Source organism: Staphylococcus sp. LCT-H4, from assembly GCF_001866145.1.
Classification (GTDB): Bacteria; Bacillota; Bacilli; order Staphylococcales; family Staphylococcaceae; genus Staphylococcus; species Staphylococcus succinus.
This window is the reverse complement of sequence record NZ_MODY01000003.1, coordinates 398,483-414,734: the sequence shown is the minus strand read 5'-3', so window position 1 is coordinate 414,734 and position 16,252 is coordinate 398,483. Positions and strand designations below refer to the sequence as shown.

Below are 16,252 nucleotides of genomic sequence, written 5' to 3'. Positions count from 1 at the left end.
CTATCAATCTTTTTTATCAATTTCGTAATAATTAAAAAACGCTTAGTAGTTACTGATAGCTACTAAGCGTTTTAATTATTGTGCTTTATTTTTCTGTCCGAGAAGTATGAATAGCATAAGTGCGGAGATAAAGACTTTTAAAATGAATTTCATATAATCACTTCCTCATCTATGGACATATTTTACATTAAATTATCGTTCAAATAAAAAGATAACAATTTCATCAAAATAATAAGATTTATTCATGATCAAAGTAATCGTGTTGCTTTAAGAAGTCGTTAGCCACTACTGCAGGTTCTTTTCCTTCGCCATCAGCTTCGTAATTTAACTTTTGCATTTCTTTTGTACCAATTTTATTATCTAACTTTTCTATAGATTTTCTTACTTCAGGATGTTTTTTTAACAATTTGTTTGGTGCCACTGCGCTAGCGTCATAAGGTGGGAAGAAGTTTTTATCATCTTTGAGTACTACTAAATCATAAGCCGAAATTCTACCGTCAGTAGTATAACCCAAAGCTACATCTAGTTTTTTGTTTTTTAATGCATCGTATACTAAACCAATTTGCATAGGTTTTAACGAATTAAAACCGAAACCATAATGTGATTTAAAAGGGGCATACCCATCGCCCCCTCTTTTAATCCATGTAGTATCAGTACCTACATTAACTTGATTTTTGATTTTTTCTAAATCTGATACTGTATGTAAGTCATATTTTTTAGCAGTTTCTTTAGTCACCATAAAAGCAAATGTATTCTCAAACCCATATGAATTAAAAAATGTTTGATCAAATTTTTGTGTGAAACCTTTTTGGGTTATTTGCATAGCTTTTTTAGAATTAGTAATAGGTTTTTGTTCAAGCACTCCTGATAAATCCGTCCCGGTATAACGTGTGCTCGAGATATCAGCATCACCATTTAGTAAGGCGTTATGTTGTATGGTTGCGGAACCCAAGTTATTAATGATAGAACCCGTTATCTTTCCCTTGGTGTCATGTTCAATGAGTTCTTTTAACATATAAGCCATAATTTGAGATTCGCTTGTAGCTAACGCAGATATTTTAACCGATTTCTGCGACTGACCTCCACCTAGGCCTGGCAAATCGCAGCCTGCTAATAATACCGTGCTTATAATTAGTAAAAATAAATTACGTTTTAGAAATCTCATTATTTGTCCCCTTAAATTAAATTGAAAAATAATTATTTTATTACAATAATTTAAGATTACCATATTTAGCAAAATATTATAACAGCAAGTAGATATATGTATGTTACTCATTAAAATGTTATATAGTAGTAAACATTGCTATAATAAATATAAAATAACATTAGTTAGGGTGTGTAAAATGCGAGTAGCGATTATTGGAATGGGTACGGCAGGTGTTAGTTTATTAAAAGAACTAGTGAAATATGATGAATTTTCAAGTATACAAGTAGATGTATATGATAATCCTAAAAATATGGGGCAAGGCGTACCGTTTCAAAATGACAGTGATCAACTCTTAATTAATTTACCAGCAGCTCAGATGTCATTGAATTTAGATAATAAGCGTGAGTTTTATGAATGGTATGAGCAGCAGTCGGAATTCAAGTTTTCTAATCCCGAATATTTACCGCGATTCATTTTTGGACACTACATGAAGGATTACGTGGAAAAGTATAATCAAGTTTACGATAATATTCATGTAATTAAAAAAGAAGTATCTGAAATATTTATTGAATCTGATATAGGACAAACAGATGTTAATTATTATGTTTGTACGTCAAAAGCGATGGCCGATTGTAATTTATACGACGTCGTTTTTGTAACTATTGGAACATTATCTTATCATGATCCTTATCAACTCAAAGGAACAGAAGGGTATATACCAACACCATATCCAACTTATAATACTTTAGATGAAGTGGAAGATACAGACCGTATTGCTATTATAGGAACAGGTTTAGCTAGCTTAGATGTTATACGCTATGTGACAACACATCATCCTCAATTACCTATTACAGTGGCAAGTCGTAAAGGTAATTTACCCAGTGTAAGGGGAAAAATGCCTGATGTTGAATTTAAGTATTTAACACCTGAGCATTTTAATAAACTTAAAAGCGAAAACTTTGGTAATGTGCCATTAGATGCAGCTTTAGATTTGTTTCTGAAGGACTGTAAACGTTATGACATTCCCATAAGAGCATTAATACACCGAAAAGTGAACGATCCTATAAAAGATTTGACATATGATTTAGAACATCCAGAAGAGTTGGGTAAGTTTCAAAGTATGTTAGAATTAGCGAAAGAAAATTTGAATTGGATATGGAACAGTTTTAGTCGTGAAGATCAAAAGAGGTTTTTGAAGGATTATCAAGCGATATTGAAAGAGAATTCTAATCCTATGCCTCCACGAACGGCGAAGTTAATTATAGATCATTTGCAAAATGGAATTATTGAAATACAAAGTGGTTTAGAAGATGTATATCATGATGAAAAGCAATTTTGTTTTAAATATAGTAATCGAGCGGCTGATGTAGAAAAATTTGATATTGTCATTAACGCTACAGGTTCTAAAACTCAACTTTCAGACCTTGATAGTGATGACCAACTCGTTTTAAATATGGAAAACAGACAAGTTGTTCAAGCGCATCCACTTGGCGGTATTCAAATTGTGCCTGAGACAAATCAAATTATAAGTCCAAGGTATGGAACGCTAAAACGTATGTATGCCTTAGGACAATTGACTAATGGCATCAATCAATCACGAAATGGCGTAACTATGATAGTTAAGCAAGCTGTGACTATCATTAACCAATTGTTAAATCCTAAATAAATGGGGTAATTCGTTGTGTAGATGAGTAGTGTTATAATCTTTTCGATGTATAATAAATTCCGATTTTTAAAAATTTTAATAAAAAAATAAAGCCGACTTAGATAATAAGAATTGTTATTTTCATGAAAATGTAGTACTATAATTAGGTAACTTATTTAATGGTTACTTGACTCAATCATCAATTACAATTTCATAGATATTCTTTCGGGGCAGGGTGAAATTCCCAACCGGCAGTAAATTAAGCCTGCGACCTGCATTTGTTGATACAGATGTGGCTGATCTAGTGTGAATCTAGAGCCGACAGTAAAGTCTGGATGGGAGAAAGAATGACGTATAACAAAACAACACTTATTATGTGTTTATTTAGCGTACACTTATTTTGTTAATTTTCTGTAAGTGTATTTAGTTATAAATAGACATTGTTATATCGATAAATCCCACACCTGAAATTTTAAATTTTAGGTGTTTTTTATTATTTAGAGGTGATAATGTGAGTCAATATTCAAATTATGCTATTCAATTAGCTAAAATGGTTGATGGTCAAACAGGTGTGAATCCTCCGGTAGGCTCTGTAGTAGTTAACAATGGGCGTATTGTCGGTATGGGTGCACATTTGGAAAAAGGCGATAAACATGCAGAGGTACAAGCTTTAGACATGGCTCAGGATAAAGCAAAGGGTGGCACAATTTATATTTCATTAGAACCATGTACACATTATGGATCGACACCACCTTGTGTGAATAAAATTATTGAGCATGGCATTCAAAAAGTAATCTATGCCGTAAAAGATACAACATTACCTTCAGAAGGTGATGAAATATTGAAGCGTGCTGGGATAGAAGTTGAATTTCGTCAAAATAGCGAAGCCGAAGCATTATATAAAGACTTTTTTATAGCGAAGAGTAATGAGGTTCCTAATGTAACTGTGAAAGTATCATGTAGTTTAGATGGCAAACAAGCGACTGATCAAGGTCAAAGTAAATGGATTACTAATAAAGCTGTAAAGCAAGATGTATTTCAATTACGGCATACACATGATGCTGTGTTAACAGGTAGAGGAACACTTGATTCAGATAATCCTCAATATACGACACGTATTGAAGAGGGAAAAAATCCTATAAGAATCGTCTTATCAAAGTCTGGCCAAATTAACTTCGAATTAGATATGTTTAAAAATCCTAATGAATCTATATGGATTTATACTGAAAATGAAACTTTAAAAACTAATATTGAACAAGTTGAAGTGATTACACTAGAATCATGTTCAATCAATAAAATTTTAAAAGATTTATATAAAAAAGGAATTGGAAGATTGTTGGTAGAAGCTGGTCCAACTATAACTTCTGAATTTCTACAATCAGATTTTACGAATGAACTTGTCTTATATTATGCCCCGAAAATTATAGGTGGTTCTGGAAATTATCAATTCTTTCAAACTGAAAATGTTTTTGATTTATCAGAAGCACCTCAATTTGAAATTATAAATTCCCAAATGATTGAGCAAAATATCAAATTAGAGTTGCGAAAGAAGTGATGACACATGTTTACCGGTATTGTTGAAGAAATAGGGACTATAAAAAAAGTGACCACACAACAATCTGTGGTTAACTTAACGATTGATTGCCAAACGATATTAGCAGATATGCATATTGGTGACTCGATAAGTGTTAACGGTGCATGTTTAACGGTTGTTGATTTTGATAATCGTTCGTTTTCAGTTCAAGTAATTAAGGGAACTGAAAACAAGACATATCTCAATCAGTTGAAACAATCTGCAGAAGTAAATTTAGAGAGAGCGATGAGTGGACAAGGTCGATTTGGCGGCCATTTTGTTTTAGGACATGTTGATGAAGTTGCCAAAGTGACACGCATACAATCATCTAATAATTCTAAAATTGTAACTATTAAACCATCTACGGATTTAATTAAACAAATGGTCCAACAAGGATCTATAACAGTTGATGGTGTAAGTTTAACGATTTTTCAATTGAAAGATGCTGAATTTGATATTCATCTTATTCCGGAAACACGTAGATCCACTATTTTAAATCTAAAACGTATAGGTGATCCTGTGCATATTGAGACGGATATGTTGTTTAAATATGTAGAGAAAATAGTCAGCAATAATGATGTGGGATTAACTTCAGATAAGCTTAAAGCGTTTGGATTTTAGGAGGGCAAATATATGAAATTAGATAGTATAGATACTGCACTTAAAGCACTTAAAAATGGCGATAGTATCATCGTTGTAGATGATGAAAATAGAGAAAATGAAGGCGACTTAGTTGCTGTAACTGAATGGATGAAAGATAATACAGTTAATTTTATGGCTACTTATGGTAGAGGATTAATATGTGCGCCTATAAGTCATAGCATAGCTGAAAAATTAGATCTTAATCCAATGGTAAATCATAATTCTGATGTATACGGTACACAGTTTACAGTTAGTGTGGATCATGTTAATACAACGACAGGAATTAGCGCGGTAGAAAGAACGATGACAGCAAGAGCGTTAATAGACGATCATGCCACATCTAACGATTTTAATAAACCAGGCCATCTATTTCCTTTAATTGCACAAAATAATGGTGTTTTATCAAGACTTGGGCATACTGAGGCCTCAGTTGATTTAGCAACATTGAGTGGGGCTAAACCAGCAGCATTAATATGTGAGATAATGAACGAAGATGGGTCAATGGCTAAAGGTGAAGAGTTAGAAAGATTTAAAGAAGAACATCAACTTGTGATGATTTCAATTGAAGATTTAGTCAAATATAGACAGGCTTCTTCATCCAACTTAGAAGCAAAAGCCAAAGTTAAAATGCCTACTGAGTATGGAGAATTTGATATGTATGGTTTCACAACGGCAAACAGTAACGAAGAACTTGTTGCAATTGTGAGTGGTGAGATTAAAGAAACGACAAATGTGCGTATTCATTCAGCATGTCTGACTGGCGATATCTTCCATAGCCAAAGATGTGATTGTGGTGAGCAATTAGCGGCCTCTATGAAATATATAAATGAACATGGTGGCGTTATTTTATACTTGCCACAAGAAGGTCGTGGCATAGGCTTAATTAATAAATTAAAAGCTTATGAGCTTATTGAACAAGGTTACGATACAGTAACAGCGAATATTGCTTTAGGTTTTGAAGAAGATTTAAGAGATTATAAAGAAGCTGCACAAATTCTAAAATATTTCGGTATTGAAAAAGTGAATTTGTTAAGTAATAATCCTAAGAAATTTGAAAGCTTAGAAATATATGGCATAGATATTGCGAAAAGAATTGAACTCGTGGTGCCAACAAACAAACACAATCAAGGTTATATGGATACAAAAAAAGTTAAAATGGGTCATTTAATATAGGAGGTCATTGGAATGAATTTTGAAGGTAAATTAATAGGTTCAGATTTAAAAGTTGCAGTTGTAGTAAGTAGGTTTAATGATTTTATTACAAATCGTTTATTAGATGGAGCTAAGGATACGTTAGTGCGTCACGAAGTACCTGAAGGCAATATTGATGTTGCATATGTACCAGGCGCATTTGAAATTCCTTTAGTAGCAAAAAAATTAGCTCAAAAAAATGAATATGATGCAGTTATCACATTAGGCTGTGTTATAAGAGGGGCTACAACTCATTATGACTATGTATGTAATGAAGTGGCTAAAGGTATCTCTAAAGCCAACGATGTTACGGATACACCAGTAATATTTGGTATATTAACTACTGAAAGTATTGAACAAGCTGTTGAACGCGCCGGTACTAAAGCTGGAAATAAAGGGTCAGAAGCAGCAGTAAGTGCAATAGAAATGGCTAACTTATTAAGAGAGATTTAAATTATTAAACAGTAGGTTGAAATGATTTTTATTCGCTAACTAAAAGACTTGGACAAACGCTTTATTGTGGTTGTCCAAGTCTTTTTTTGTATCATTTTTTCATTTTAATGGTTATTTTTTAAATAAACGGCTTACTAATGCAATTGTCGCACCGATTGCTGTGATACCTAAAGTGACAAAACCGGCTTTTTTGAGTACTTTAGGCTTCATAATTTCTTTGAACATAAGATTTAAATTCTGAGGTCTCTCTGCTAATCTTCTCATAAAATAACTGAACCAATCGTCACCATAAGGTACATAAATGCAGAAGTTATTACCCTCTTTTGCAATCGTTTCTGCTAAATCAGAGCGAAAACCATATAACATTTGGAACTCATATCTATCTCGTTCAATTTTATTATCTTTAATAAATTGTTTGATATGCGTGATGACTCTGTCATCATGCGTAGCAATAGATGTTACGTTTTTGGCACTTAATAATCTTTTTTCAATTAGACGTATGTAGTTTTCGTCTATTTCTTCTTTAGTTTGAAATGCAATCGTATCTGCTTCTTTATAAGCACCTTTAACCATGCGTAATCTTAACTCGGGGTATTTGTCTACAAGCGCATCTGCTTTATATAAATAAGCTTGTATAACGGTACCTACATTTTTAAATTCGCCTTTTAAGCGATCTAATACCTGTGTAATGTCAAATAAACTATTGTATTTCTCGGTATCAATATTAATATGCATATTATTGAACTCATTTGCTTTCAATAATATTTCACGTAAATTACGATAAGCAAGATCGATATCAAATTCAGAACCGAGTTGACTCAGTTTAACTGATATATGTCCATCTAAGTTATGGTTATAGATAGCATACATGACTTCTAATATTTGATCTTTTGCTCTTATCGCCTCTCCTTCAGTTACAACAAATTCCCCAAGGCAATCTACGGTAACTGTAATTCCTTTGTTGTTTAAACGTTCAATTGTGTCTACTAAGGCGGGGATCGTATTTCCTGCAACGACCTTATTAGCACCTAACATAGGTCCTATTTCCTTAGCAGTATTGTTTAGTAATGAATTATTAGATAATCCTATAAAAAAGTTTTTCACAATTGGCATATTAATTCCTCCCATTCTGCTTATAGCTTATGTTTCAATATCAGTGTAGCATGAATTTAAAAGTAATGAAATCGTTTGCAATAAAATATATTACACTTTAAATCGAAATATATACTCATGGTATTACTATATAACATAGTTCTGATTTATAGTGTTTAACAAAATAAGTGTTTCACTACAAATTCTATGTTTAAAATGGAAAAAGTATAGCATATTTTGATACAATAAATGTAAGGAAATTTATGTAGAAGGGGAAGTATGGATAAATGTGGAAATGGGAAACCGAAAATGAAGCAAAAGGCGTTGTTGTGATTGCACACAACATGCTTGAACATACGGGACGATATGCATATGTTATTACGATGCTTCGCCGTAATGGGTATCATGTAATCATGGGCGATTTGCCCGGGCAAGGTCAAACATCACGTTCAAATAAAGGCCAAATAAATAATTTTGATATATATCATGAGCATATTCTTGAATGGATTAAAATCGCAAATGAATATAAGATTCCAACCTATGTGATGGGTGTTGGTTTAGGTGGTTTGATTATCCTCAATCTTCTCGAAAAAGTAGAAGTACCAATAGAAGGCCTTATACTTGTTTCTCCTTTATTAGAATTTAAAAAAAGCAATAAATCTCGAAAAGATAAAATTATATCTAATGTAGGAAGATTAGCTAAAGATAAGAGGTTTAAAGTAGGTATAACTGTTGAAGATTTAACTCGTAATGAAGAAGTGATAGAAGAAACGCGCAATGACCAATTAATGCTTCAAAAAGTGACATACCATTGGTATAAACAAATCACTGAGATAATGAAAGAAACAGTAACACATTTAAAAGATGTTAGCCCATTACCATTACTTTTGATGTATGGCCAAGAAGATAAAGTGGCTGACGTTTCTACAATGAAACTAATTAAAGATAAAGTCACTACAAATGAATTATATTTTAAAGCTTGGGATGGTTTATACCATGAAATTCACAATGAACCTGAGCGTGATGAAGTTATGAGATATATGTTAGCCTTTTTAAACAATAGTGCTAGTAACAATGGCTTTATCATTCATGATGAGAACGAGCCCTCATAAGTTAATGATTCGTGTAATATACAGACACCAAACAATGTAGATGTTGTTTGGTGCTTTTTATTAGACAAGAGAAAACATTGCACAAATAAATGTGAAATAAATCACAAAAAATATTGCGCTAACTGGAAATATTTGTTATATTTTAATTGTGAAATAAATCACAATAGTGATTCGTAGAAAAATAAGTGAGGAGAGTCAAAATATGAAAAATATTAAAAGTAATAAAGTTGTATTAATTGGTGATGGCGCAGTTGGTTCAAGTTATGCTTTTGCTCTAGTTGCACAAGGTGTTGCTGACGAACTAGTTATTATTGACTTGGCGGAAGAGAAGGTTAAAGGTGATGTTATGGATTTAAATCATGGCGCACCATACGGAGATTCACCTGTAAATATCAAAGCAGGAAATTATAAAGACTGTACAGATGCTGATTTAGTCGTCATAACTGCTGGAGCAGCACAAAAGCCTGGAGAAACAAGATTAGATCTTATTGAAAAAAACACTAAAATATTTAAATCTATTGTGACAGAAATTATGGATTCAGGATTTGATGGAATATTCTTAGTTGCTACAAACCCTGTGGATGTATTATCATATGTAACACAAAAAATTTCAGGTTTACCAAAAGAACGTGTTATTGGTTCTGGTACAATATTAGATACAGCACGTTTTAAATATGAATTAGCTAAAGAATTTGATGTTTCACCAATGAGTGTAGAGGGCCAAATTATTGGAGAACATGGTGATTCAGAATTGGCCGTTTGGTCTCAAGCTAATATTGCGGGCCAACCATTATATGAAATTTTACATGGGGATAGTCAAAAGCAACATAGAATTGAAGAAATTTTTATAAATACTCGTGATGCAGCATACGATATTATTCAAGCTAAAGGTGCAACATATTATGGTATAGCTATGGGCTTATTGCACATTACGAAAGCTATCTTAAAAAATCAAAATGTAGTTTTAACAGTGTCTAGCTATTTAGAAGGTGAGTACGATAAGAATGATGTTTATATAGGTGTACCTACTTTAATTAATCGAGCAGGAGCGGTTAAAGTGTATGAAACACCATTGAATGATGAAGAAAGCGCATTATTTGATAATTCAGTGACAGTATTAAAAGAAATGCAAAATAAAATCTCTCATATAATTGCATAATTCATAGTTTAATTTTAAACTGTTTATAAGATTAATTTTATTTAAAATTCTATTATTTATACAGAGTAGAATTTTATACTCTAGGAATGAGAGTTTTACGAATTAATTTTACATGTTTAATATTTACTATGATTGGGGGATTACTCTATGGGAAAAACACTTATTGATAATGTTGATGGAGTGTTGAGATTAGAAATGATCTTGCAAGACATCGAGGATATTTTTTCTAAAGTACAAAAGCAATACAAGATGTCTAAAGAAGAAATCTTGATTCTTTTAACACTTTGGAAAGAAGGTTCAATGACTTTAAAGGAAATGGATGACTTTGTACATGTCAAATCATATAAGCGTACAAGAACTTATAATGATTTAGTCGAAAAAGAGTGGGTTATTAAAGAAAGACCTCAAAATGACGAGCGTACAGTTATTATTCATTTTAACGAAGATTTAAAAGATCAAAGGGAAGATCTTTTGAATTTCTTCAAAGAGGAAATTGAAGCAAAAGCAACAAGTATCCAAACTAGTCTTAAATCTATCATAAACTTATAGGGAATAATTATAGGTTGGGATATGTATCCTAAATCTAAAAAGACCAATCAGATTTTTTAAATCTGATTGGTCTTTTATTTTATACAAATAGTGGTTAGTGATCTTAATATACAGAAATGAGAACAAGAACAATTTATAACCTTTTTTCTATTGCACAGATAAAAGGTGGGTTGTTTTGTTGATTTATAAATTGGTATTGAAGTACATGAGCTTTATTTTGATCGAAGCATCTTAAGTATTCAATGACAGCATCTCGTTCTATTATACCTTCTTCATGTCCATGATATATTACTAAAACAATTACACCTTCTGGTGCTAATATATCGAAGATGGAATTAATTGCAGCAATCGTACTTTCAGGATGTGTAACGATTGATTTATCGCCTTTAGGTAAATAACCCAAATTGAAAATTGCTGCATCTATTTGCCCGTGTTCTTCTGTTGGAATATATTGTTGTACGTTGTCATGACTTGCTTGAAACAATTCGACATTATGAAATTCGACTGTTTTTTGTTGCGTATTATGGATAGCTTTCGTCTGAATATCAAAGCCATAGACTTTACCATTAGGTACTTGTTGTGCAAGGAAGTATGTATCATTGCCATTGCCACATGTGGCATCAATTACAATACTCTCTTTATTAATATGTGTGGTGAGTAAGGTTTTGGCAAATGGTAGTATACGTTCTAATTTCATGATTGAACAGTACTTTCAAAAAGTTTGCCTTGATAGGATGCTCTTCGTGCAAGCTCGTTATCAATTTCATTTAAAACTTCCCATTTATTTACACTCCACATGGGCCCGACCATTAAATCAATAGGACCATCACCAGTTATTCTGTGGACAATCATTTCTTTGGGGATGATTTCTAACTGATCACAAACCAAATTGGTATATTCTTCTTGTGACATAAATTCCAACATACCTTTATCATATTGCTTAACCATTGGTGTGCCTTTTAATAAATGAAGCAAATGTATTTTAATACCTTGGACATCCATTTGTGCAACTGTTTTAGCAGTTTCCATCATCATATTGTAATCTTCGCCAGGCAGTCCATTAATGATATGAGTGCAAATATTGATATTATGCTTACGTAATTTTTGGATACCTTCATAATATGTCTGCATATCATGGGCGCGATTAATTAAATCTGAAGTTTCTTGGTGTACTGTTTGTAAACCAAGTTCTACCCATAAATACGTGCGCTCATTCAACTCTGCTAAATACTCTACAACATCATCTGGTAAACAATCAGGTCTTGTACCTATAGATAGTCCGACTACACCAGGTTCTTTTAATGCCGTTTCATACTTTTCTCGTAATACTTCAACTGGTGCATGTGTGTTAGTGAATGCTTGAAAATATGCAATGTACTGACCATCATGCCATTTTTCATGCATTCTATCTTTGATTTGTCGAAATTGTACTTCAATTGGATCGACGCGATCGCCTGCAAAGTCGCCACTTCCTGCAGCTGAACAAAATGTGCAACCGCCATGTGCTACAGTTCCATCTCTATTTGGACAATCAAAACCGCCATCAATAGCTACTTTGAAAATTTTCTGGCCAAATTTATTTTTCAAGTGATAGTTCCATGTGTGATACCTTTTATTTTCGAATGCGTAAGGGAAAAATTGCCCCATATAACATTTTCCTTTCTAAAATCATTATAGTTAAAGATTTTAACATATTTTAGTGATATAGTGTTTAGTGTAAAATTAGAAAATTAAATTTAGAGAGGGGCTTAGTGCATGAACATGCCTAAATCAGTGTGGTGGTTGGTTATTGGTATGGCATTAAATATTACTGGTTCAAGCTTCTTATGGCCATTAAATACAATATATATGAATGAACAATTAGATAAGAGTCTGACAATCGCTGGATTGGTATTAATGATTAATTCCTTTGGCATGGTTGTCGGTAATTTATTAGGCGGTAGCTTATTTGATAAATTGGGTGGTTATCGAACGATAATGATAGGCACAGTCATATGTTTAATGAGTACCACATTATTGAATTTCTTTCATGGTTGGCCATGGTATGCTGTATGGTTAGTTGCATTAGGCTTTGGTGGTGGCATGATTGTTCCAGCGATTTATGCTATGGCAGGAGCGGTGTGGCCCAATGGTGGTAGGCAAACTTTTAATGCCATTTATTTAGCGCAAAATTTAGGAGTTGCAATTGGGGCGGCTTCAGGTGGTTTTGTAGCAGAATTGAGTTTTAATTATATTTTTATAGCAAACTTATTAATGTATGTTGCATTTGCCGTTGTGGCTGTAACGCAATTTAATATAAAACTTGATTTAAAAGTTAAAACAAATGATGCAATGAATTTATTATCTAAAGACAATAGAGTGCAAGTTACAGCATTAACGCTCTTGTGTGTAATGTTTAGTATTTGTTGGATAGCATACATTCAATGGGAAAGTACTATTGCTTCGTTTACACAGGAAATAAATATTTCGATGGGCCAATATAGTTTGCTATGGACTGTAAATGGCATAATGATATTAGTCGCACAACCACTAATATTACCAATTATAAAATTATTAAAAGGCAATTTAAAATATCAAATGCTTGTGGGTATATGTATATTTATACTTTCATTCTTTGTGACGAGCTTTGCACAACAATTTTCAGTGTTTATGATAGGAATGATTATACTTACTCTAGGAGAGATGTTTGTATGGCCAGCTGTTCCTACCATCGCTAATCAATTAGCACCTAAAGGTAAAGAAGGATCTTTTCAAGGGTATGTGAATTCTGCGGCTACAGTTGGAAAAGCATTTGGTCCGCTTCTAGGTGGAATCGTTGTCGATACATTTAACATGCAGGCAATGTTTTTAAGTATGATTGCATTACTAGTCATTGCACTCATTTTTTTAATGATTTATGATAGAAAGCTATCGAATGATACTTAAGGTGTAAGTATACTGTTGACATATGGTTTTGACTTTAATTCTGTTTGATAAACTGATATTTCAATTTTTCCACTTGAAATAAACCCTTATTTCAAATATTATTAATAATGTATAGGAGTAGTAATTTGAGAGCTTATCTACAGAGAACTAGGAAGGGTGGAACCTAGTGTTAAGTCTTGAGTGAACTTACCAGAACTCAAAGTGAATTTATAACATCTCTAACTATTTAATTAAAATGAGCGCACATTTAATGTGAAACAGGGTGGTACCGCGGCATAGTCGTCCCTTAGTAATGAATAATAGTTTGAGGTGTTTTTTTATTGAATAGGAGGAAGTAGTAGTGAATTACAATCATAATCAAATAGAAAAAAAGTGGCAGGATTATTGGGAAGAATTTAAAACTTTTAAAACAAGTGACAATTTAGGGCAGAAGAAATTCTACGCACTAGATATGTTCCCTTATCCATCAGGCGCAGGGCTACATGTTGGACATCCAGAGGGTTATACTGCAACGGATATCGTTTCAAGATATAAACGCATGCAAGGGTATAATGTATTACATCCAATGGGATGGGACGCTTTTGGGCTTCCTGCAGAACAATATGCCTTGGATACAGGTAATGATCCACGTGAGTTCACTAAACAGAATATTCAAACCTTTAAACGCCAAATAAAAGAATTAGGTTTTAGTTATGATTGGGATAGAGAAGTGAATACAACTGATCCTGAATATTATAAATGGACGCAATGGATTTTTATACAGTTGTATAATAAAGGACTTGCTTATGTTGATGAAGTTGCAGTAAACTGGTGCCCAGCTTTAGGTACAGTGCTTTCAAATGAAGAAGTAATAGATGGAGTTTCTGAACGTGGTGGACATCCAGTGTATCGTAGACCGATGAAACAATGGGTATTAAAAATCACTGAATATGCCGATCGTTTATTAGAAGACTTAGATGATTTAGATTGGCCTGAATCATTAAAAGACATGCAACGTAACTGGATAGGTCGTTCAGAAGGTGCGGCTATTGCGTTTGATGTAGAAAATAGTGATGCACAGGTTGAAGTATTTACAACACGTCCTGATACGATTTATGGTGCAACGTTCTTAGTGTTGAGTCCTGAACATGAATTAGTAAACCAAATTACAACTGAAGATAAAAAAGAAGCAGTTGAACAATATCAACAAGAAGCGGCGAAAAAATCTGATTTAGAGCGTACAGGTCTCTCTAAAGAAAAATCAGGTGTATTTATTGGCGCGTATGCGGTAAATCCGTTATCAGGTGAACGTACACCGATATGGATTGCTGACTATGTTTTATCAACATATGGTACTGGAGCTGTAATGGCTGTGCCAAGTGGTGACCAAAGAGACTATGAATTTGCTCAAACATTTGATTTGCCAATTGTGGAAGTTATTGAAGGTGGAGATTTATCAAAAGAAGCATATGCTGGTGATGGCCCTCATATCAACTCAGGAGAATTGAATGGTCTGTATAACGCAGATGCTATTTCAAAAGCAATAGAATTATTAGAACAGAAAAACGCTGGCACGAAAAAAGTTAACTATAAACTTAGAGATTGGTTATTCAGTCGTCAAAGATACTGGGGAGAGCCTATACCAGTCATTCATTGGGAAGATGGATCGATGACTACGGTACCGGAAGATGAATTGCCATTATTGTTACCTGAAACGGATGAAATCAAGCCATCAGGTACAGGTGAATCACCATTAGCTAATATTGATAGTTTTGTAAATGTAGTAGACCAAGAAACTGGTATGAAAGGTCGTCGTGAAACTAATACGATGCCGCAATGGGCAGGTAGTTGCTGGTACTATTTAAGATATATAGACCCAAATAATGACCAAATGCTTGCTGACCCGGAAAAATTAAAACATTGGTTACCAGTTGATTTATATATAGGTGGCGTAGAACATGCTGTTTTACATTTATTATATGCAAGATTCTGGCACAAAGTACTTTATGATTTAGGTGTTGTACCAACAAAAGAGCCATTCCAAAAATTATATAATCAAGGCATGATTCTTGGTGAAGGTAATGAAAAAATGAGTAAATCTAAAGGTAACGTAATTAATCCAGATGATATCGTCACATCACATGGCGCAGATACACTACGTTTATACGAAATGTTTATGGGGCCGCTTGATGCTGCAATAGCTTGGAGTGAAAATGGCTTAGATGGTTCAAGACGCTTCCTAGATAGAATATGGCGTTTGCTCGTTACTGAAGATGATTCACTTTCTATTAAAGTGGTAAATAACAATAGTAAAAATTTAGATAAGAGTTACCATCAAACCGTTAAAAAAGTCACTGAAGACTTTAACACTTTGAATTTCAATACTGCAATTAGTCAATTGATGGTCTTCATCAATGATTGTTACAAAACTGATGAAATATACAAACCGTATATTGAAGGATTTGTAAAAATGTTATCACCAATTGCACCTCACATATCAGAAGAACTATGGTCTCGTCTAGGTCATGATGAAACAATTACTTACCAACCGTGGCCTTCATATGATGAATCATTATTAGTCGATGATGAAGTGGAAATTGTTGTACAAGTAAACGGTAAAGTACGTGCCAAGATTAAAGTTTCAAGAGATGTTTCAAAAGAGGATATGCAACAAATAGCGCTTGATAATGATATTATTAAAGGTGAAATTGAAGGTAAAGAGATTAAAAAAGTAATTGCTGTACCACAAAAACTTGTTAATATCGTAGCTAAATAAATCTTTGGA

General features: G+C 33.2%; 14 protein-coding genes and 1 riboswitch. Of the genes, 10 read left to right on the top strand and 4 right to left on the bottom strand.

Annotation, left to right across the window (positions count from 1 at the left end):
- Positions 1-238: 238 nt before the first annotated feature.
- Positions 239-1,165, bottom strand: a complete 927-nt coding sequence (locus BK821_RS10880) for an osmoprotectant ABC transporter substrate-binding protein (RefSeq protein WP_046836758.1) — start codon at positions 1,163-1,165, stop codon at positions 239-241.
- Positions 1,166-1,343: 178 nt separating this feature from the next.
- Here BK821_RS10880 and BK821_RS10875 point away from each other — a divergent pair, with 178 nt between their 5' ends.
- From BK821_RS10875 to ribH, 5 genes are all read left to right on the top strand, one after another.
- Positions 1,344-2,813 carry an FAD/NAD(P)-binding protein gene (locus BK821_RS10875; RefSeq protein ID WP_071331667.1) on the top strand — a complete coding sequence of 490 codons (1,470 nt, stop codon included), beginning with the start codon at positions 1,344-1,346 and terminating at the stop codon, positions 2,811-2,813.
- 196 nt (positions 2,814-3,009) lie between these two features.
- Positions 3,010-3,143: riboswitch (FMN riboswitch) on the top strand.
- A gap of 160 nt (positions 3,144-3,303) precedes the next feature.
- Positions 3,304-4,347 (top strand): bifunctional diaminohydroxyphosphoribosylaminopyrimidine deaminase/5-amino-6-(5-phosphoribosylamino)uracil reductase RibD, encoded by a 1,044-nt coding sequence (gene ribD, locus BK821_RS10870; protein WP_071331666.1) that lies wholly within the window; start codon positions 3,304-3,306, stop codon positions 4,345-4,347.
- A gap of 6 nt (positions 4,348-4,353) precedes the next feature.
- Positions 4,354-4,986 (top strand): riboflavin synthase, encoded by a 633-nt coding sequence (ribE, locus tag BK821_RS10865; protein ID WP_046836755.1) that lies wholly within the window; start codon positions 4,354-4,356, stop codon positions 4,984-4,986.
- Positions 4,987-4,998: 12 nt separating this feature from the next.
- Positions 4,999-6,180 carry a bifunctional 3,4-dihydroxy-2-butanone-4-phosphate synthase/GTP cyclohydrolase II gene (locus tag BK821_RS10860; protein WP_046836754.1) on the top strand — a complete coding sequence of 394 codons (1,182 nt, stop codon included), beginning with the start codon at positions 4,999-5,001 and terminating at the stop codon, positions 6,178-6,180.
- A gap of 12 nt (positions 6,181-6,192) precedes the next feature.
- Positions 6,193-6,651 (top strand): 6,7-dimethyl-8-ribityllumazine synthase, encoded by a 459-nt coding sequence (gene ribH / locus BK821_RS10855; protein WP_046836753.1) that lies wholly within the window; start codon positions 6,193-6,195, stop codon positions 6,649-6,651.
- 111 nt (positions 6,652-6,762) lie between these two features.
- On the opposite strand, the gene BK821_RS10850 is transcribed toward ribH, so the two are convergent.
- Positions 6,763-7,764, bottom strand: coding sequence for a proline dehydrogenase family protein (locus BK821_RS10850; protein WP_046836752.1), 1,002 nt, complete (start codon positions 7,762-7,764; stop codon positions 6,763-6,765).
- A 266-nt stretch (positions 7,765-8,030) separates the two neighbouring features.
- On the opposite strand from BK821_RS10850, the gene BK821_RS10845 reads away from it, so the two are divergent.
- The 3 genes from BK821_RS10845 (at position 8,031) to BK821_RS10835 (ending at position 10,563) form a co-directional block, all read left to right on the top strand.
- Positions 8,031-8,855: an alpha/beta fold hydrolase gene (locus BK821_RS10845; RefSeq protein WP_046836751.1), complete on the top strand. Its 825-nt coding sequence runs from the start codon at positions 8,031-8,033 to the stop codon at positions 8,853-8,855.
- A 202-nt stretch (positions 8,856-9,057) separates the two neighbouring features.
- Positions 9,058-10,014 carry an L-lactate dehydrogenase gene (locus BK821_RS10840; RefSeq protein WP_071331665.1) on the top strand — a complete coding sequence of 319 codons (957 nt, stop codon included), beginning with the start codon at positions 9,058-9,060 and terminating at the stop codon, positions 10,012-10,014.
- Positions 10,015-10,161: 147 nt separating this feature from the next.
- Positions 10,162-10,563, top strand: coding sequence for a transcriptional regulator, SarA/Rot family (locus BK821_RS10835; RefSeq protein WP_046836749.1), 402 nt, complete (start codon positions 10,162-10,164; stop codon positions 10,561-10,563).
- 133 nt (positions 10,564-10,696) lie between these two features.
- Here BK821_RS10835 and mnmM read toward each other — a convergent pair whose 3' ends face one another.
- Together mnmM and mnmL are read right to left on the bottom strand one after the other, a co-directional pair.
- Complete coding sequence (gene mnmM, locus BK821_RS10830; protein ID WP_071331664.1) at positions 10,697-11,260, bottom strand: tRNA 5-(aminomethyl)-2-thiouridylate-methyltransferase MnmM; 564 nt, start codon at positions 11,258-11,260, stop codon at positions 10,697-10,699.
- Entirely contained in the window at positions 11,257-12,210 is a 954-nt protein-coding gene (gene mnmL, locus BK821_RS10825) for a tRNA modification radical SAM protein MnmL/YtqA (protein ID WP_046836747.1), read from the bottom strand. Before mnmL ends, mnmM begins: the two co-directional genes overlap by 4 nt.
- A 108-nt stretch (positions 12,211-12,318) precedes the next feature.
- On the opposite strand from mnmL, the gene BK821_RS10820 reads away from it, so the two are divergent.
- Together BK821_RS10820 and leuS are read left to right on the top strand one after the other, a co-directional pair.
- The gene (locus BK821_RS10820; RefSeq protein ID WP_046836746.1) at positions 12,319-13,488 is read left to right on the top strand and encodes an MDR family MFS transporter; all 1,170 of its coding nucleotides are present in this window, start codon (positions 12,319-12,321) and stop codon (positions 13,486-13,488) included.
- A gap of 340 nt (positions 13,489-13,828) precedes the next feature.
- Positions 13,829-16,243: a leucine--tRNA ligase gene (gene leuS / locus BK821_RS10815; RefSeq protein ID WP_046836745.1), complete on the top strand. Its 2,415-nt coding sequence runs from the start codon at positions 13,829-13,831 to the stop codon at positions 16,241-16,243.
- Positions 16,244-16,252 lie beyond the last annotated feature (9 nt).